Source organism: Pseudomonas glycinae, assembly GCF_001594225.2.
GTDB lineage: Bacteria > Pseudomonadota > Gammaproteobacteria > Pseudomonadales > Pseudomonadaceae > Aquipseudomonas > Aquipseudomonas glycinae.
Map to the genome: position 1 here is coordinate 5,983,367 of NZ_CP014205.2, position 18,634 is coordinate 6,002,000.

At 59.2% G+C, this 18,634-nt stretch carries 21 protein-coding genes; 8 read left to right on the top strand and 13 right to left on the bottom strand.

Annotated features, from left to right (window positions below; all coding sequences use genetic code 11):
• Positions 1 to 43: 43 nt before the first annotated feature.
• Positions 44 to 1,039, bottom strand: a complete 996-nt coding sequence (locus tag AWU82_RS27310; RefSeq protein ID WP_064382236.1) for a GlxA family transcriptional regulator — start codon at positions 1,037 to 1,039, stop codon at positions 44 to 46.
• A 100-nt stretch (positions 1,040 to 1,139) separates the two neighbouring features.
• Here AWU82_RS27310 and AWU82_RS27315 point away from each other — a divergent pair, with 100 nt between their 5' ends.
• The 7 genes from AWU82_RS27315 to AWU82_RS27345 all read left to right on the top strand — a co-directional run bounded on the left by AWU82_RS27315 (position 1,140) and on the right by AWU82_RS27345 (position 6,316).
• Positions 1,140 to 1,694, top strand: a complete 555-nt coding sequence (locus AWU82_RS27315) for a cysteine hydrolase family protein (RefSeq protein ID WP_064382237.1) — start codon at positions 1,140 to 1,142, stop codon at positions 1,692 to 1,694.
• A gap of 153 nt (positions 1,695 to 1,847) precedes the next feature.
• Positions 1,848 to 2,516 carry a YjfI family protein gene (locus AWU82_RS27320; RefSeq protein WP_064382238.1) on the top strand — a complete coding sequence of 223 codons (669 nt, stop codon included), beginning with the start codon at positions 1,848 to 1,850 and terminating at the stop codon, positions 2,514 to 2,516.
• Positions 2,517 to 2,533: 17 nt separating this feature from the next.
• Positions 2,534 to 3,232, top strand: coding sequence for a PspA/IM30 family protein (locus AWU82_RS27325; RefSeq protein WP_064382239.1), 699 nt, complete (start codon positions 2,534 to 2,536; stop codon positions 3,230 to 3,232).
• Positions 3,233 to 3,356: 124 nt separating this feature from the next.
• Positions 3,357 to 4,007: a DUF2491 family protein gene (locus AWU82_RS27330; protein ID WP_064382240.1), complete on the top strand. Its 651-nt coding sequence runs from the start codon at positions 3,357 to 3,359 to the stop codon at positions 4,005 to 4,007.
• Positions 4,008 to 4,020: 13 nt separating this feature from the next.
• The gene (locus AWU82_RS27335) at positions 4,021 to 4,446 is read left to right on the top strand and encodes a DUF350 domain-containing protein (protein WP_064382241.1); all 426 of its coding nucleotides are present in this window, start codon (positions 4,021 to 4,023) and stop codon (positions 4,444 to 4,446) included.
• A 17-nt stretch (positions 4,447 to 4,463) separates the two neighbouring features.
• Entirely contained in the window at positions 4,464 to 5,156 is a 693-nt protein-coding gene (locus AWU82_RS27340) for a DUF1190 domain-containing protein (RefSeq protein ID WP_064382242.1), read from the top strand.
• A 2-nt stretch (positions 5,157 to 5,158) separates the two neighbouring features.
• Positions 5,159 to 6,316 (top strand): glutathionylspermidine synthase family protein, encoded by a 1,158-nt coding sequence (locus AWU82_RS27345; protein ID WP_064382243.1) that lies wholly within the window; start codon positions 5,159 to 5,161, stop codon positions 6,314 to 6,316.
• Positions 6,317 to 6,392: 76 nt separating this feature from the next.
• Here the strand turns inward: AWU82_RS27345 and AWU82_RS27350 are convergent, their stop codons facing one another.
• Together AWU82_RS27350 and AWU82_RS27355 are read right to left on the bottom strand one after the other, a co-directional pair.
• Positions 6,393 to 6,911: a single-stranded DNA-binding protein gene (locus AWU82_RS27350; RefSeq protein WP_007966163.1), complete on the bottom strand. Its 519-nt coding sequence runs from the start codon at positions 6,909 to 6,911 to the stop codon at positions 6,393 to 6,395.
• A 9-nt stretch (positions 6,912 to 6,920) separates the two neighbouring features.
• The gene (locus tag AWU82_RS27355; protein WP_039771979.1) at positions 6,921 to 8,318 is read right to left on the bottom strand and encodes an MFS transporter; all 1,398 of its coding nucleotides are present in this window, start codon (positions 8,316 to 8,318) and stop codon (positions 6,921 to 6,923) included.
• Between the two features lie 191 nt (positions 8,319 to 8,509).
• Between AWU82_RS27355 and uvrA the strand changes: the two genes are divergently transcribed.
• Positions 8,510 to 11,344, top strand: coding sequence for an excinuclease ABC subunit UvrA (gene uvrA, locus AWU82_RS27360; RefSeq protein WP_011336165.1), 2,835 nt, complete (start codon positions 8,510 to 8,512; stop codon positions 11,342 to 11,344).
• Positions 11,345 to 11,409: 65 nt separating this feature from the next.
• Here uvrA and bfr read toward each other — a convergent pair whose 3' ends face one another.
• From bfr to rplO, 10 genes are all read right to left on the bottom strand, one after another.
• The gene (bfr, locus tag AWU82_RS27365; RefSeq protein ID WP_064382244.1) at positions 11,410 to 11,877 is read right to left on the bottom strand and encodes a bacterioferritin; all 468 of its coding nucleotides are present in this window, start codon (positions 11,875 to 11,877) and stop codon (positions 11,410 to 11,412) included.
• Positions 11,878 to 12,026: 149 nt separating this feature from the next.
• Positions 12,027 to 13,481 carry a catalase gene (locus AWU82_RS27370; protein WP_064382245.1) on the bottom strand — a complete coding sequence of 485 codons (1,455 nt, stop codon included), beginning with the start codon at positions 13,479 to 13,481 and terminating at the stop codon, positions 12,027 to 12,029.
• A 238-nt stretch (positions 13,482 to 13,719) separates the two neighbouring features.
• Positions 13,720 to 14,106, bottom strand: coding sequence for a 50S ribosomal protein L17 (gene rplQ / locus AWU82_RS27375; protein ID WP_007955635.1), 387 nt, complete (start codon positions 14,104 to 14,106; stop codon positions 13,720 to 13,722).
• Positions 14,107 to 14,148: 42 nt separating this feature from the next.
• Complete coding sequence (locus tag AWU82_RS27380) at positions 14,149 to 15,150, bottom strand: DNA-directed RNA polymerase subunit alpha (RefSeq protein ID WP_003186012.1); 1,002 nt, start codon at positions 15,148 to 15,150, stop codon at positions 14,149 to 14,151.
• 26 nt (positions 15,151 to 15,176) lie between these two features.
• Positions 15,177 to 15,797, bottom strand: coding sequence for a 30S ribosomal protein S4 (gene rpsD, locus AWU82_RS27385; protein WP_011336168.1), 621 nt, complete (start codon positions 15,795 to 15,797; stop codon positions 15,177 to 15,179).
• Positions 15,798 to 15,815: 18 nt separating this feature from the next.
• Positions 15,816 to 16,205 (bottom strand): 30S ribosomal protein S11, encoded by a 390-nt coding sequence (rpsK, locus tag AWU82_RS27390; protein WP_002555466.1) that lies wholly within the window; start codon positions 16,203 to 16,205, stop codon positions 15,816 to 15,818.
• Between the two features lie 30 nt (positions 16,206 to 16,235).
• A complete protein-coding gene (gene rpsM, locus AWU82_RS27395; RefSeq protein ID WP_009045849.1) occupies positions 16,236 to 16,592 on the bottom strand; it encodes a 30S ribosomal protein S13 in 357 nt (118 codons plus the stop codon).
• 130 nt (positions 16,593 to 16,722) lie between these two features.
• Positions 16,723 to 16,839: a 50S ribosomal protein L36 gene (gene rpmJ / locus AWU82_RS27400; RefSeq protein ID WP_002555468.1), complete on the bottom strand. Its 117-nt coding sequence runs from the start codon at positions 16,837 to 16,839 to the stop codon at positions 16,723 to 16,725.
• A gap of 27 nt (positions 16,840 to 16,866) precedes the next feature.
• Positions 16,867 to 18,195 (bottom strand): preprotein translocase subunit SecY, encoded by a 1,329-nt coding sequence (secY, locus tag AWU82_RS27405; protein WP_003228718.1) that lies wholly within the window; start codon positions 18,193 to 18,195, stop codon positions 16,867 to 16,869.
• Complete coding sequence (gene rplO / locus AWU82_RS27410; protein ID WP_003228720.1) at positions 18,196 to 18,633, bottom strand: 50S ribosomal protein L15; 438 nt, start codon at positions 18,631 to 18,633, stop codon at positions 18,196 to 18,198.
• Between the last annotated feature and the right edge of the window lies 1 nt (position 18,634).

Here is an 18,634-nt window from a genome sequence, read left to right on the forward strand (position 1 = left end):
CGACCGACCCGCTGGCTCCGGCATTTTGCACGACGCAGTCGTATTACTTCGCCGCAACTGAAGGCGGACTTACCCCGAATCGCGTCCGGTATTCACTCGGCGCAAGCCCGGTGATTTTCTTGAATATCGCGCGAAAGGCGCCCGGATCCTGATAGCCCACCGTCCACGCAATGTGGTCGATGGTGCCGTTGGTGAACTCGAGCATTTCCCGAGCCTTGCCGACCCGCAGGTGCTGGCAGTATTCAGTGGGTTTCAGGCCGGTCGCCGCACGGAACCGGCGCAGAAATGTTCGCTCTTCCAGACCCGCACGTTCGGCCATTGCCGTCAGCGAGACATCGGTCGCGCCGGTGCCCTGCAGCCAATGCTGAACCTGAAGAATCGGCCCGTCGCCATGATTGAGGATCGGCGCAAAATTACTCCCGCACGCACTGGCGCTGTCGCTGTGCTCCACCACCAGAAACCGCGCCGTGCTGCTGGCGATGCTCGGCCCGAGCAAGCGGTCCACCAGTCGCAAACCAAGCTCTGACCAGGCCATCAGCCCCGCCGTCGTTATCAGGTCACCGTCATCGACAATCGGCGTGTCGGCCTTGAGCCTGATCTTCGGGTAACACTCGGCGAAGGCCTTGGCCGAAGTCCAGTGCGTGGTAGCGCTGCGACCGTCGAGCAACCCGCTCTCCGCCAGCAGCCACGAGCCGACACACACACCGCCAAGCGTCGCGCCACGCGCATGTTGTTCACGCAGCCAGGGCAGCAGCCCGGCCGGCATCTGTGCCGCGGAAAAACCGGCAATGGACGGCGGGATCAACACCGCCAGCAAACCGTTGTCGGCTCCGGGATGACTGTCGTAAACCCGCACGGGCGGGTGGTCGTCATCGACCTGCCAGTGGCTGATCCGCAGCAGCGGCAGCTGTGTGGCCTGGTGTTCGGCGGCGATCCGGTTGGCGACCCCGAACAGGTCGGTCAGGCCATGCACCGCCGCCATTTGCGCGCCGGGATACATCAGCACGCCCAGTTCCGCGACGGTCCTTTCTGCACCCATTGTCAGTTTTCCCCTGTGTATTGTCGGTGCGGCCAATCCTCGAAGACGTGGCCAGCGCCAATACTGAACCCACACCCACCCACACTTCGAGGACACACCCATGGCCAAGCAAGCGCTCATCGTAGTCGATATCCAGAACGACTACTTCCCCCAAGGCAAGTGGCCGCTGGCCGGTGCCGACGCCGCCGCCGACAACGCCGCCCGGTTGATCGCGGCCTTCCGCGAGGCCGGCAATTCTGTGGTGCATATCCGCCACGAATTCACCTCGCCCGAGGCGCCGTTTTTCACTCCGGGCTCCGAGGGCGCCAAGCTGCATCCGAAAGTGCTCAACCGCACCGACGAGCCGGTGGTGCTCAAGCACTTCGTCAACTCGTTCCGCGAAACCGAGCTGCAATCGATCCTCGACGAGCAAGGCATCAAGGAGCTGGTGGTGGTCGGCAGCATGAGCCACATGTGCGTCGATGGCGTTACTCGCGCGGCGGCCGATCTGGGTTATACCGTCACAGTGATCCACGATGCCTGCGCCACCCGCGACCTGGAATTCAACGGTCTGACCGTGCCCGCCGCCCACGTGCATGCGGCGTTCATGTCGGCGCTGGGGTTTGCCTATGCCAGCGTGGTATCCACCGACGAGTTCCTCGCTGCCAGCCGCTAAGCCCTGCTCCGACACACCCGGAAAAATCTGCGCCCGCCACGTTGCGGGCGTTTTTTCGCGTGTCATGAAAATCTCACGCGTGAGCCATTGATGGCATTTTGATTTGGTTGTAGTGTGGCTCACGCGTGAGATGTTCATAACGGAGTCATCGCCATGAAAAGCAACTCCCCAGCAACAAAATCGGAGAGCCCGAAGGGAGTGCGCTCGACACCGTCCGCGAAAAAGCCGTCGAGCTTCTACATGAAGCAGATGCGCGCGGGCCTGGCTGCCGCCGGTTATGTGAAACACGAAACTTGGGTGCTTCCGGAAAACCGAAGCTTGCTCAAGCAAATGGAGCAACAGCTACGCCAACCGATTCTGGCTGGCTCTTTCATGTCGGAGAATTACATGAGCGCAGGCAACAACTGGAACATCGATAGCCTCTACAACGCTTTCAAGGCGCTGGACGAGGTGGCTTCGCAAGAGATCACGCTGTCTCTGATCCAGAGCTCCGAACCCAGCCTCAAGCTGGAAATGAACGAATTCGGCGGTCTGCCGATTCACATCGCCCTCGCCGGTCAGCAGATCATCGTCGACACCGTGCTGGTGGACATCGATTCGATCACCGATGTGCGCGCCTTCAACGACGCGGTACTGCGCAGCCGGGAAATGTTCCCGCTGTCGTCGATCGGCATCGAGACCATGCCCAACGGCCAGACCGTCTACAACATGTTCGGTGCACTGAGTGCCGATTCGAGCCTGACCAACGTGGTCACCGAGGTGAAAACCCTGGTCGACAACGTGCAGCGCGCCAGCGAAGCCTTCGAACACTTCTTCAAGTAATCAACAGGGAATATCCAATGACTCAGTCCATCTGGAGCAAGTTGTTCACCGCGCTGCGCGGCGGCGCCAACGAAGTCGGCGAAGCGATCGCCGACCAACAGGCCCTGCGCATCCTCGATCAGGAAATCCGTGACGCCGACAGCGCGCTGTCCAATGCCCGTCGCGAACTGGTCACCATCATGGCCAAGCACAAACTCTCCGCCGACCGCGTGAGCGAGTACGAAGCCAAGATCAGGGACCTGGAAGCCAAGGCCGTTTCCGCCCTGAACGCCGGCCGTGAAGACCTGGCGCTGGAAGTGGCCGAAGCGATCTCGACCCTGACCAACGACCTGGGCGTCGAGAAAAAGCAGACCGACGAATTCGGCACCTACGCCGACAACATGCGCAAGGACATCAACAAGGCCGAAGCGCGGATCAAGAGCCTGCGACAGCAAGTGGACATGGCCAAGGCCCGTGAGAGCGTGCAGAAAGCGCAGGTCAGCGCCTCGATCGCCAGCGGCGGCGCCAACGGCAAGCTGGAAACCGCCGTCGGTACCCTGAACCGCCTGCAAGCCAAACAGCAGCAACGCGCTGCCGAGCTGAGCGCTGCCGACGAACTGGCCGATGCGTCGACCGGCAACGACCTGGATCGCAAGCTGCGCGAAGCCGGCATCACGCCGAACGAAGGCAGCGCCAACGCCATCCTCGAGCGTCTGAAGCAGAAGTCCGCCCAGTAACGGCGGCGGGAGTAAAGAAGGGCACCGGGTGCCCTTCTTTTTTGCCTGCTCGTTCGCCGCGCGCCCGGTACACTAGCGGCGTTTTTGCCACCGAATACCTCCACCCGCTTCAAGGAATGTACCCATGGGATGGTTCAAAGATTTGCTCGGCAGCAGCAACTGGCAGTCGGCCGCGCCGGCGTCCGGGTCTGCCGGCGGCCCCCTCGGACTGGCGCAGGGCAAGGCGATCCGCTTCGACACGACCCTCGGCCTGTTGCTCGACGGCAGCACATCAGTGCGGGTTCCCGACGCCCAGGCCATCTGGAGCGCCGGCTGGATCGACCTCGGCCAGTCGAACAAACTGCATCGCTACTATCTGAACGATGAAGAATTCTGGGTACAGATCCATGTCACGGGCGACGATCAGATCGAATCGGTGACGCTGTTCAATTACGTCAGCTATGTGACGGTCAACAGTGACGCCGAACTGCAGCGCCTGGCCGGGCCGAACAGCCTGATCGGCCTGCCGACCTATCGCCACGAAGGTGTCGAATACACCCGTGAATGGGGCACCGAACGCGGCCAGACCGAACTGGTGCCGCTCACCGAACAGGTGATCAACCCCGACGAGTCCTACACCATCAACCATCACTCGATGCTCTACGCCCGGGACACCGGCCTGACCGATCGCCGCGAGCTCTTGCTGTTCTCCGTCGAGCAGGACGAAGAAGGCACCGTCAGCCTGAGCACTTCGCTGGGCATCTCGCTGTACACCACTGATTTGAGCACCATCTAAAAGGAAGTTTTCCATGCTGGAAGCGTTGTCCATCTCCCTGAACAAAGCCGCACTGGTCGGTTTCGTCGCCTACCTGATCGGCGCCGTGCTGCTGTTCATGCTGTTTCAGTTCGTCTACACCCGCATCACGCCGCACAAGGAATTCGAGCTGATCCGTTCCGGCAACGTCGCCGCCGCCATTGCCCTGTCCGGCGCAATCATCGGCTTCGCGATTCCGGCCAGCAACGTGATCGCTCATTCGATCAACGTCCTCGACTTCGTCCTCTGGGCGGTGATCGCGGCCGCGGTGCAATTGCTGGCTTTCCTGGCGACGGGGCTGGTGCTCAAGGGCACGTCCCAGCGCATCGCCAACGGTGAAATCGCCGCGGGCATCTATGTGGCGGCGGTGGCGATCAGCGTCGGCATGCTCAACGCCGCGTGCATGACCCCGTCCTACTGATCGGCAGGAAGCCTGAGATGAAACGAAGCAAGTACGTTCAACTGTCGCTGGCCGCTTCGGTAGCCCTGGCGATTTCCGCTGAAGTGGCCGCCCAGGAGCAGCAACGCAACTTCCAGAGCGTCGAACAATGCATCGACGCCGAAGTGGCACCGGATGTCTGCTCGAACGCCTACGTCGCAGCCCTGGCCGAACACCGGCGGATCTCCCCGGCCTACGACGACAAGGCTGCCTGCGACGCGGACTTCGCCGCCGACTGGTGTCAGAAAAATTCCGCCGGCCGTTTCGTACCGAAACTCGGTGGCTTCAAGGTGCCGCAGGACGGTGAGCCGGCGCAGAACCTCGATGCGATCGCCAATGCCCAGATGCCCGCCGGCGACGCGGCCGCCGTGCAGAGCAATCAGACCAGCACTTCGCACTCGTCCAGCGGTGCAGGCAACGGCTGGCTCACCGGATGGCTGATCGGCAATGCCATGAGCAACAACCGCGCGATCGACTCGCGGCCGGTTTATCGTGAGCGCAATACCCGCCAGACCTACGACACCTCGACGCTGAACCGTCGCATCGAATCGGCGCCGAGCCGCAGCCAGCGGGACTACGACAGCGATTACCGCAAACCGGTCAACGTCGCGGCGTCCACCTCCCGTGGCGGCTTCGGCAGCCAGTCCAGCGCCCGCAGCGGTTGGGGCGGCTGGGGCCGTTCGAGCAGCTGACCATGAAGAAGATCCACTGCGCCGAGCGCCACGACTGGAAGCAGACCGCCGAAAGCCTTGGCTTTCTGTTTCACACCATCGACGACGAGCCGTACTGGGACGAGCGCGCCTACTACCAGTTCACGCTCGAACAGATCGAAAACGATCTGGAGGATCCGACCACTGAACTGCACGAGATGTGCATGGACCTGGTCGACCGCGTCGTACACAGCGAAGAACTGCTGGATCGCCTGAGCATTCCGGCGCCGTACTACGACATGATCCGAACATCCTGGCTGGAAGGTCATCCGCATCTGTACGGGCGCATGGACTTCTCCTACAGCGGCAACGGCCCGGCGAAGCTGCTCGAACTCAACTACGACACGCCCACCAGCCTTTATGAAACGGCGGCGTTTCAGTGGGGCTGGCTGGAGCAATGCATCGAGCGCGGGATGCTGCCGCGCCATGCCGATCAGTTCAACAGCATCGACACCCGGCTGCACGAAGCCTTCGCCCAACTGAAACTCACGCGGCCGTTTTACTTCGCCTCGATGAAAGACTCGGTCGAAGACAAGGGCACCACGGATTACCTGCGGCTGATCGCAGAAAAAGTCGGCATCGAATCGCGGCACATCGACATCGAAGACATCGGCCTGAGCGCTGACGGTCGTTTCGTCGATCTCGAGGACCGCTGGATTCCGCACCTGTTCAAGCTGCACGCCTGGGAGTTAATCTTTCATGAGCCATTCGGCGCGGCGATCGCCGAATGCGACACCCAGTTTTTCGAACCGGCGTGGAAGTCGATTCTTTCCAACAAGGGCGCCCTGCCGTTGCTTTGGGAATTGCACAAGGGCCATCCGAACCTGCTCGCCGCACATCTCGACCCGAACCCGGGCAGCGCGGTGCCCAAGGGTTGGGTACGCAAACCGTACTTCTCCCGGGAAGGCGCCAACATCGAGTTGCAGACCGCTGAAGGCCTGATCGTCAAAGAGGATGGGCCCTACACCGATGCGCCCTTCATCCTGCAGGAATTTGCCCCTTTGCCGAAGTTCGACGACAGCTACACGCTGATCGGTTCCTGGGTGATCGGTGATCAGGCGGCGGGGATTGGCGTGCGCGAAGACAACAGCCTGATCACCAAGGATTCGAGCCGGTTCCTGCCGCATTTGATTCTTGACTGAAAAACCTGCACACATGAAAAAGGCCCGTCGCATTCAGCGACGGGCCTTTTTTATTTAACGCGGATACAGCAGCGAATCAGAACGGAATATCGTCATCGAAGCTGTCGAAATCCGGAGCCGGTTGCGGTGCGGCCTGCTGTGGAGCCGGGGCCGGACGCTGCTGAGGTGCCGACTGCTGCGGACGCGGAGCCTGCTGGCGTGGCGCCTGCTGCTGATAGTTGTTGCCACCGCCTTGTTGGTCGCCCTGTTGCGGACGGCCGCCGAGCAGTTGCATGGTGCCTTGCATGTCGACCACGATCTCGGTGGTGTAACGCTTGATACCGTCTTTTTCCCACTCACGGGTCTGCAGCTTGCCTTCGATGTAGACCTGCGAACCTTTGCGCAGGTATTCGCCGGCGATTTCGGCAACCTTGCCGAACATCGATACGCGGTGCCACTCGGTCTTCTCGACCTTCTGACCGGTCTGCTTGTCGGTCCACTGCTCGCTGGTCGCCAGACTCAGGTTGGTCACGGCGTTACCGTTGGGCAGGTAGCGTACTTCGGGATCCTGGCCGCAAGTACCGACCAGAATGACTTTGTTAACCCCACGGGCCATAACGTTCTCCTAGGCTTCGCACGCAGTCTGCGCCGGGTTGTTCACCAGGCGTTCGAGAGTGGTGCGATCCATTAATTCGGTGTCCAGTTTGATGTAGATCGCCGCTTCATCAGCGACTATCACTGCATCAGTTACCCCTACGAGGGCCTTGAGACGCTCGACCAGACCCGCTTCGCGGATCGCTTCGGGCGACAACGGCAGGCGCAGGCTCGTCACGTAGGGAGGTTCGCGCATGGTAACAGCAAAGGCCAGCCAAAGTGCAGCCAGCCCGGCACATCCGAGGAACACAACCGACAGACCGCCATGCTGGAACATCCAGCCGCCGAGAATACCGCCGAGTGCCGAACCGAGGAACTGACTGGTGGAGTACACGCCCATGGCCGTGCCCTTGCCACCTGCCGGTGAAACCTTGCTGATCAGCGACGGCAGCGATGCCTCCAGCAGATTGAACGCGGTGAAGAACACCACCGTCCCGATCACCAGAGCCCGCAGGCTGTCGCCGAACTGCCAGAAGAATAGCTCAGTCAGCATCAGCGTCATCACGGCGCCGAGCAGAACTCGTTTCATTTTGCGTCTCTTCTCGCCGTAGATGATGAACGGAATCATGGCGAAGAAGGAAATCAGCAGTGCGGTGAGGTACACCCACCAGTGCTGCTCCTTGGGCAGACCGGCCTTTTCGACCAGCGCCAGGGGCAGTGCGACGAAGCTCGACATCAACATCGCATGTAACACAAAAATGCCCAGGTCCAGCCGCAGCAGGTCCGGGTGCTTGAGCGTCGGCATCAACGCCTGGCGTGCAACGCCGGACTCGCGATGACTCAGCGGCCCGGTGGATTTCGGCACCATGAACATCACGATCACGATCCCGACCAGGGCCATGCCGCCGGTGGCGAGAAACAGGCCGGACAAGCCGAACGCACGGGTCAGCAGCGGGCCGACCACCATCGCCACGGCGAACGACAGGCCGATGGTCATGCCGATCATGGCCATTGCCTTGGTGCGGTGCTGTTCGCGGGTCAGGTCGGAGAGCAACGCCATGACCGCCGCAGAAATAGCGCCGGCGCCCTGCAGGATCCGCCCGGCAATCACGCCCCAGATCGAATCGGCCTGAGCCGCCAGCACACTGCCGAGGGCGAAGACGATCAGCCCCAGGTAAATCACCGGACGCCGGCCGATGCGGTCGGAAATGATCCCGAACGGAATCTGGAAAATCGCCTGGGTCAGGCCGTAAGCGCCGATCGCCAGCCCGATCAGGGCCGGGGTCGCTCCCGCCAGATCCATGCCGTAGGTCGCCAGTACCGGCAACACCATGAACATGCCAAGCATACGGAAGGCGAACACCAGGGCCAGACCGCTCGCCGCGCGGGTCTCGCTGCCACTCATGCGTTCGCTGTGGGGATCGTGCATGGAAAAACCTCGTGTGAACCGGCGGCGATTCTACCAGTCCCATCGAGAGACGGGGTATATCGCGACGCTTTGACGCGTACAGATGAAACTCTCTTCATGTAAGGCAAAAAACCCTTCACTTGATAGTGTGCATCCATCCAGTATTTGGCCGTATACTCCTGTGTTTTCGACGCCCGCCGAGCGAGGCCATTTTGGACAAGATCCTGATTCGTGGGGCCCGCACCCACAACCTGAAGAACATCGACCTGACCCTGCCACGGGACAAACTGATCGTCATCACCGGCCTGTCCGGATCCGGCAAGTCTTCCCTGGCTTTCGACACGCTGTACGCCGAAGGTCAGCGCCGCTATGTCGAATCCCTGTCGGCCTACGCCCGGCAGTTCCTGTCGATGATGGAAAAACCCGACGTCGACACCATCGAAGGCCTGTCGCCGGCGATCTCCATCGAACAGAAGTCGACCTCGCACAACCCGCGTTCCACGGTCGGCACCATCACCGAAATCTACGACTACCTGCGTCTGCTCTATGCCCGCGTCGGTACGCCACGCTGCCCGGATCACGACATTCCGCTGGAAGCGCAGACTGTAAGCCAGATGGTCGATCTGGTACTCGCCCAGCCGGAAGGCAGCAAGCTGATGCTGCTGGCGCCGGTGATCCGCGAGCGCAAGGGCGAGCACCTGTCGGTGTTCGAAGAACTGCGTGCCCAGGGCTTCGTCCGGGCCCGGGTCAACGGCCGGCTCTGCGAGCTGGATGAACTGCCGAAACTTGATAAACAGAAGAAGCACACGATTGAAGTCGTGGTCGACCGCTTCAAGGTTCGCGCGGATCTGCAGCAGCGTCTGGCGGAATCCTTCGAGACCGCGCTGAAGCTGGCGGACGGCATCGCGCTGGTGGCGCCGATGGATGACGAGCCGGGCGAAGAGATGATCTTCTCCGCGCGCTTCGCCTGCCCGATCTGCGGCCACGCAATCAGCGAGCTGGAACCCAAGCTGTTTTCCTTCAACAACCCGGCCGGCGCCTGCCCGACCTGCGACGGTCTGGGAGTGAAGCAGTTTTTCGACATCAAGCGACTGGTCAACGGTGATTTGACCCTGGCCGAAGGCGCGATCCGTGGCTGGGACAGGCGCAACGTCTATTACTTCCAGATGCTCGGCTCATTGGCCGCGCATTATGGTTTCAGCCTGGAGCAGCCGTTCAACGAGCTGCCGGCCGATCAACAGAAATACATCCTGCACGGCAGTGGCTCGCAGAACGTCGATTTCAAATACCTCAACGACCGGGGCGACATCGTCAAACGCTCGCACCCGTTCGAAGGCATCGTGCCGAATCTGGAGCGCCGCTACCGCGAAACCGAATCGGCGAGCGTGCGCGAAGAACTGGCGAAGTTCCTCAGCACCCAGTCCTGCCCGGATTGCCGTGGCACCCGCCTGCGTCGCGAAGCGCGGCACGTGTGGGTCGGCGAGAAAACCCTGCCGGCGGTGACCAACCTGCCGATCGGCGACGCCTGCGATTACTTCGGCGCGCTGAAGATGACCGGCCGCCGCGGCGAAATCGCCGACAAGATTCTCAAGGAAATTCGCGAGCGCCTGCAGTTTCTGGTTAACGTCGGTCTCGACTACCTGTCGCTGGATCGCAGTGCCGATACGTTGTCTGGCGGTGAAGCGCAGCGGATTCGTCTGGCCAGCCAGATCGGCGCGGGCCTTGTGGGTGTTCTGTACATCCTCGACGAGCCGTCCATTGGCCTGCACCAGCGCGACAACGATCGCCTGCTCGGCACTCTCAAGCACCTGCGCGACATCGGCAACACGGTGATTGTGGTCGAGCACGATGAAGACGCGATTCGACTGGCAGACTACGTAGTGGATATCGGCCCGGGCGCCGGTGTTCATGGCGGGCAGATCGTCGCCGAAGGCACGCCGGACGAAGTCATGGCGCACCCGGATTCGCTGACCGGCAAATACCTGTCGGGCCGGGTCAAGATCGAAGTACCGGCCAAGCGCACGCCGCGTAACAAGAAGCAGGTGCTGTCGCTCAAGGGCGCGCGGGGCAACAACCTGCGCAACGTCGACCTGGAAATCCCGATCGGCCTGCTGACCTGCGTGACCGGTGTCTCCGGCTCGGGCAAATCGACGTTGATCAACAACACGCTGTTCCCTTTGAGCGCCACGGCACTCAATGGCGCGACCACCCTGGAAGCGGCAGCTCATGACAGCATCAAGGGCCTGGAGCATCTGGACAAGGTCGTCGACATCGACCAGAGCCCGATCGGTCGTACGCCACGTTCCAACCCGGCGACCTATACCGGGCTGTTCACGCCAATTCGTGAGCTGTTCGCCGGCGTACCCGAGTCCCGCTCCCGTGGTTATGGCCCTGGACGTTTCTCGTTTAACGTCAAGGGCGGACGTTGCGAGGCTTGCCAGGGCGACGGTCTGATCAAGGTGGAAATGCACTTCCTGCCGGACATCTACGTCCCGTGCGACGTGTGCAAGAGCAAGCGCTACAACCGCGAAACCCTGGAGATCAAATACAAGGGCAAGAACATCCACGAAACCCTCGAGATGACCATCGAGGAAGCGCGCGAGTTCTTCGACGCGGTGCCGGCGCTGGCGCGCAAACTGCAAACGCTGATGGATGTGGGGCTGTCGTACATCAAGCTCGGGCAGTCGGCTACCACGCTGTCCGGGGGTGAAGCCCAGCGGGTCAAGTTGTCCCGCGAGCTGTCCAAACGCGATACCGGCAAAACCCTGTACATCCTCGATGAGCCGACCACTGGCCTGCATTTCGCGGATATCCAGCAACTGCTCGACGTACTGCATCGCCTGCGCGACCACGGCAACACCGTGGTGGTGATCGAGCACAACCTCGACGTGATCAAGACCGCCGACTGGCTGGTGGATCTTGGCCCCGAGGGTGGTTCGAAAGGTGGACAGATCATTGCCACCGGTACGCCTGAGGAAGTGGCCGAGATGAAGCAATCTCATACCGGTCACTATCTCAAGCCGCTGTTGATTCGTGATCGGGCCTGATTGCCGGGCATGAAAAAGCCCCTGTCACTTCGTCAGTGACAGGGGCTTTTTTGTATCAATTGCAATCAGGACGCGTGGGACTGCAGGTAGTTCTGGATACCGATCAGCTTGATCAGGCCCAACTGCTTTTCAAGCCAGTAGGTGTGATCTTCTTCGGTGTCATTGAGCTGAACCCGCAGGATCTCGCGACTGACATAGTCGCCGTGCTGTTCGCACAGTTCTATGCCCTTGCACAGCGCGGCGCGCACCTTGTATTCAAGGCGCAGATCCGCTTCGAGCATGGTTTGCACCGTAGTGCCGACATCCAGATCATCCGGGCGCATGCGCGGAGTGCCTTCGAGCATCAGAATCCGGCGCATCAGCGCATCGGCGTGGCCGGCCTCCTCTTCCATCTCGTGGTTGATTCGTTCGTAGAGCTTGGTGAATCCCCAGTCCTCATACATCCGCGAGTGAACAAAATATTGGTCACGCGCGGCCAGTTCGCCGGTCAGCAACGTGTTGAGGTAATCGATAACGTCTGGGTGGCCTTGCATCGCCCTACATCTCCCTGCTTGAAAGTCTGTAGTTTGAACCAACCTGACTGGAAGGTCACTCACTTCGCGCAATAAAAGCGAAGATATTCTGAGAAAAGCAGCCTAAATAACGCAAAAACCGCCCGAATGAGGGCGGTTCTGCTTCTCGTTTAGACTTCGTTAAGCTGTACGTTGAGCAGCTTTGCGATTGCTTCTCCGTACGCCGGATCGGCCTTGTAGAAATGCTGCAGCTGACGGTCGATCACATCACTCGAAACACCCGCCATCGCACCGGCGATGTTGCTGACCAGCAACGCCTTCTGTTCGTCGCTCATCAAACGGAACAGCGCACCGGCGTGGCTGTAGTAGTCGCTGTCTTCGCGGTGATCGTAGCGATCAGCCGCACCACTCAAGGCCAGCGCAGGTTCAGCGTAATGCGGCGCCTGTTTCGGCGACTCCACGTAGCTGTTGGGCTCGTAATTAGGCGCCGCTCCACCATTGCTGCCGAATGCCATCGAACCGTCGCGCTGATAAGTATTCACCGGACTGCGCGGGGCGTTCACCGGTAATTGCTGGTGATTGGTACCGACGCGATAGCGATGCGCATCCGCGTAGGCAAACACGCGACCTTGCAGCATGCGATCCGGCGACAGGCCTACGCCGGGCACCATGTTGCTCGGACCGAACGCAGCTTGCTCAACTTCGGCAAAGTAGTTGAGTGGATTACGGTTCAGCTCCAACTCACCCACCTCGATCAGTGGAAACTCCTTCTGCGACCAGGTCTTGGTCACGTCGAACGGGTTCTCATAGTGCGCAGCGGCTTGGGCTTCGGTCATGACCTGGATGCATACGCTCCATTTCGGGAAGTCACCACGCTCGATGGCTTCGAAAAGGTCACGCTGTGCGTAATCCGGATCAGTGCCCGCCAGGCGTGCCGCGTCTGCCGGCGCAAGGTTCTTGATCCCTTGCTTGGTCTTGTAGTGCCACTTCACCCAGTGACGCTCGCCTTGAGCACTGATCAGGCTGTAGGTGTGGCTGCCGAAACCGTGCATGTGGCGATATCCGTCCGGTATACCGCGATCAGAGAACAGAATCGTGACCTGGTGCAGCGCTTCAGGCGAATGCGACCAGAAGTCCCACATCATCTGCGCGCTTTTCAGATTGCTTTGCGGCAGTCGCTTCTGGGTGTGGATAAAGTCAGGGAATTTCAATGGATCACGGATGAAGAAAACGGGCGTGTTGTTGCCAACGATGTCCCAGTTGCCTTCTTCGGTATAGAACTTGAGGGCGAAGCCACGTGGATCGCGCTCGGTGTCGGCCGAACCACGCTCACCACCGACCGTGGAGAAACGCAGGAAGGTCGGTGTCTGCTTGCCGACAGCAGAGAACAGTTTGGCGCTGGTGTACTGCGTAATGTCGCGAGTGACCGTGAAAGTGCCGTATGCGCCCGAACCCTTGGCGTGTACACGACGCTCAGGAATGTTTTCCCGGTTGAAGTGAGCAAGCTTCTCGATCAGGTGGAAATCATCGAGCAACAACGGACCACGAGGGCCGGCGGAGCGAGAGTTCTGGTTATCGGCGACAGGTGCGCCACTGGCGGTCGTAAGCGTCTTGTTCTGGCTCATGCGATCTTCTTCCTCTATCGGTCTTGAACTGCCGGCTAATCGGCTTGTTGGGGAGTATCGATCATCAATATGACAGCCACAAATTCATTAACTTATGGTCAGCAATAGATAAAAACTAACGATAAATCCCCGCACATAGTGCAGACCCAAACAGGGTAGAAGCTTGTACGAACAGCGCATTTCTTACAGACACAAAAAACCGGGCACTAGGCCCGGTTCCTTGTTTCAGACTGATGTCTTACTCAGCGGATACAGCTTCACCGCCGACAGCACGATCAACCAGCTCGACGTACGCCATAGGCGCGTTGTCGCCAGCGCGGAAACCGCACTTGAGGATGCGCAGGTAGCCACCCTCACGGGTAGCGTAACGCTTGCCCAGGTCGTTGAAGAGCTTACCAACGATAGCTTTCGAACGAGTACGGTCGAAAGCCAGACGACGGTTAGCAACGCTGTCTGTCTTGGCCAGAGTGATCAGCGGCTCGGCAACGCGGCGCAGTTCTTTGGCTTTTGGCAGAGTAGTTTTGATCAGCTCGTGCTCGAACAGCGACACCGCCATGTTCTGGAACATGGCCTTGCGGTGCGAGCTGGTGCGGCTCAGGTGACGCCCACTTTTACGATGACGCATGGTTCATTCCTTACCAAACACTACGTTCGGTGATTACGACGATCAGGCAGTCGCCTTGTCGTCCTTCTTAAGACTTGCAGGCGGCCAGTTGTCGAGGCGCATGCCGAGGGACAGACCGCGGGAGGCCAGAACGTCCTTGATTTCGGTCAAGGATTTCTTGCCCAGGTTCGGAGTCTTCAACAGCTCTACTTCGGTACGCTGAATCAGGTCGCCGATGTAGTAGATGTTTTCCGCCTTAAGGCAGTTAGCCGAACGTACAGTCAGTTCCAGATCGTCAACCGGGCGAAGCAGGATCGGATCGATCTCGTCTTCCTGCTCGACAACCACTGGCTCACTGTCACCCTTGAGGTCGACGAACGCAGCCAACTGCTGTTGCAGGATGGTTGCAGCGCGGCGGATAGCCTCTTCAGGATCCAGGGTACCGTTGGTTTCCAGATCAATAACCAGCTTGTCCAGGTTGGTACGCTGCTCGACACGGGCGTTTTCCACCACGTATGCGATACGGCGAACCGGGCTGAACGAAGAGTCGAGCTGCAAGCGACCGATGCTGCGGCTTTCGTCTTCATCGCTCTGACGCGAGTCGGCTGGTTCATAACCACGACCACGAGCTACGGTGAGCTTCATGTTCAGGGCGCCGTTAGACGCCAGGTTAGCGATTACGTGATCGGGATTAACGATCTCGACATCATGATCCAGCTGAATATCGGCAGCGGTAACCACCCCCGAACCCTTCTTCGACAAGGTCAGCGTAACTTCGTCACGACCGTGCAGCTTGATGGCCAGACCTTTAAGGTTCAACAGGATTTCAATTACGTCTTCCTGTACACCTTCGATGGCGCTGTACTCGTGGAGCACACCGTCAATCTCGGCCTCGACTACTGCGCAGCCGGGCATTGAGGACAACAGGATGCGGCGCAGCGCGTTGCCCAGGGTGTGGCCAAAACCACGCTCGAGAGGCTCGAGAGTGATCTTGGCGCGGGTTGGACTGACAACCTGCACATCAATGTGGCGGGGTGTCAGGAACTCATTTACCGAAATCTGCATGGATGCACCTATTTTCTAGCCCTTACTTACTTGGAGTAGAGCTCGACAATCAGGCTTTCGTTGATGTCGGCGGACAGATCACTGCGAGCAGGAACGTTCTTGAAAACGCCCGACTTCTTCTCAGCATCTACCTCTACCCATTCTACGCGACCACGTTGGGCGCACAGCTCGAGAGCTTGGACAATGCGAAGTTGGTTCTTTGCCTTCTCGCGAACAGCAACCACGTCACCAGCACGAACCTGGTAGGACGGAACGTTTACGGTCTGACCGTTAACGCTGATCGACTTGTGCGATACCAGCTGACGGGATTCGGCACGAGTCGAACCGAAGCCCATACGGTATACAACGTTGTCCAGACGGCATTCGAGCAGTTGCAGCAGGTTTTCACCGGTTGCACCTTTCTTGCTGGCAGCAGCCTTGTAGTAGCCGCTGAACTGACGCTCGAGAACGCCGTAGATACGACGGACCTTCTGCTTTTCGCGCAGTTGGGTGCCGTAATCGGACTGGCGACCGCGGCGTTGGCCGTGGATACCAGGTGCTGCTTCAATGTTGCACTTCGATTCGATCGCGCGCACGCCGCTCTTCAGGAAGAGATCGGTGCCTTCGCGACGAGCGAGTTTGCATTTTGGACCAATGTAACGAGCCATTCTTTACAATCTCCTGGATTACACGCGGCGCTTCTTCGGCGGACGGCACCCGTTGTGCGGGATTGGCGTCACGTCGGTGATGCTGGCGATCTTGTAGCCACAGCCGTTCAAAGCGCGGACTGCGGATTCACGACCTGGACCTGGGCCCTTGACGTTCACGTCGAGGTTTTTCAGGCCGTATTCCAGCGCAGCTTGACCAGCACGTTCAGCGGCTACCTGAGCAGCGAACGGGGTGGACTTGCGGGAACCGCGGAAACCCGAACCACCGGAGGTAGCCCAGGAAAGAGCGTTACCTTGACGGTCGGTGATGGTCACGATGGTGTTGTTAAAAGAGGCATGGATGTGGGCGATGCCATCAACCACTGTCTTTTTAACTTTTTTACGAGGACGAGCAGCAGGTTTTGCCATGATTAAATTCCTGTCGATTCGCTGGGGCGATTACTTGCGGATCGGCTTACGCGGACCTTTACGGGTACGCGCGTTGGTCTTGGTACGCTGACCGCGTACTGGCAGACCACGACGATGACGCAGACCGCGATAGCAACCGAGGTCCATCAAGCGCTTGATTTTCATGTTGATTTCGCGACGCAGGTCACCTTCAGTGGTGAACTTCGCCACTTCGCCACGCAGCTGTTCAATCTGCTCGTCGCTCAGATCCTTGATCTTTGCGGCTGGGTTTACCCCAGTCTCTGCACAGATCTTCTGTGCAGTAGTGCGACCAACACCATAGATGTAGGTCAGCGAGATAACAGTATGCTTGTTATCTGGAATGTTAACGCCTGCAATACGGGCCATTCAGTGGGACTCCAATTGACAGCTACCTACGCCCCGGAAGCCAAGAAATAGGGCGCGAGATAATATCGCTGTAATAACAAATAATCAACCCGGTAGCGCACTAGCTACCGGGCTTGAAGCACAATCACACTCAGCCTTGGCGCTGTTTGTGACGCGGTTCCGCGCTGCAAATTACTCGAACAACACCTTCGCGGCGAATAATCTTGCAGTTACGGCACAGCTTTTTCACCGATGCACGAACTTTCATCACCAACTCCTCGAACCTTATGGGTACTCAGCGCAACATGCCGCTGCCGTAACCCTTCAGGTTGGCTTTCTTCATCAGGGATTCGTACTGGTGCGAAACGAGGTGCGATTGTACTTGGGACATGAAGTCCATCACAACCACGACCACGATCAGCAACGAGGTCCCGCCAAGGTAGAACGGAACGTTTGCTGCAACCACCAGGAACTGGGGCAACAAGCACACGGCCGTCATGTAAAGAGCACCGAACATGGTCAAGCGAGTCAGAACGCCATCAATATAGCGTGCGGACTGCTCACCTGGACGGATGCCCGGAATAAAGGCACCGGACTTCTTCAGGTTTTCCGCTACGTCTTTCGGATTGAACATCAACGCCGTATAGAAGAAGCAGAAGAAAATAATCCCTGCACTAAACAGCAGAATATTCAACGGCTGACCAGGAGCGATCGACTGCGAGATGTCCTGCAACCAGCCCATACCTTCAGACTGACCAAACCAGGCACCCAACGAAGCCGGGAACAGCAAAATGCTGCTCGCGAAAATAGCCGGAATAACACCGGCCATGTTCACCTTCAGCGGCAAGTGGCTTGTCTGTGCAGCAAAAACCTTGCGGCCCTGCTGACGCTTGGCGTAGTGAACAGCGATACGACGCTGACCACGCTCAATGAAGACCACGAAACCGATAATCGCTACTGCCAGCAAACCGATGGCAACCAAGGCGAAGATGTTGATATCGCCCTGACGCGCAGACTCGAAAGACTGCCCGATTGCTCTCGGAAGACCGGCGACGATACCCGAAAAAATCAACATCGAGATACCGTTGCCTACACCACGCTCAGTAATCTGCTCACCCAGCCACATCATGAACATCGCGCCAGCCACAAACGTGGAAACCGCGACGAAATGGAAGCCAAAGTCACCAGTGAACGCAACGCCCTGCCCCGCCAGACCAATGGACATGCCAATGGCCTGAACGAGAGCGAGGACGACGGTGCCGTAGCGGGTGTACTGGCTGATCTTGCGACGGCCAGCTTCACCTTCCTTCTTCAACTGCTCCAGCTGCGGGCTGACGGCGGTCATCAACTGCATGATGATCGATGCCGAAATGTACGGCATGATCCCCAACGCAAAGATGCTCATCCGCTCCAGCGCGCCGCCGGAAAACATGTTGAACAAGCTAAGAATGGTCCCCTCATTCTGTCGAAACAGGTCTGCGAGTCGGTCCGGGTTGATACCTGGAACCGGGATGTGTGCGCCTATTCGGTAGACGATAATCGCCAGGAACAGAAAACGCAGACGAGCCCAAAGTTCAGACATACCGCCTTTGCCGAGCGCAGAGAGAGCACCTTGCTTAGCCATTTATTCCTCGAACTTGCCGCCAGCTGCTTCGATAGCCGCACGCGCACCTTTGGTGGCGCCGATTCCCTTGCCGATAGTGACAGCGCGAGTCACTTCACCGGACAGCATGATTTTCACACGCTGTACGTTGACGTTGATCACGTTGGCATCTTTCAGGGACTGCACGGTGACGATGTCGCCTTCCACTTTAGCCAGCTCGGACAGACGCACTTCTGCGCGATCCATAGCCTTCAGGGAAACGAAACCGAACTTCGGCAGGCGACGATGCAGCGGCTGTTGACCGCCTTCAAAGCCTGGAGCAATGGTGCCACCGGAGCGGGAAGTCTGACCTTTGTGACCACGGCCACCAGTCTTACCCAAACCACTACCGATACCACGGCCCGGACGATGCTTTTCGCGACGGGAACCCGGCGCTGGACTCAGATCATTGAGTTTCATC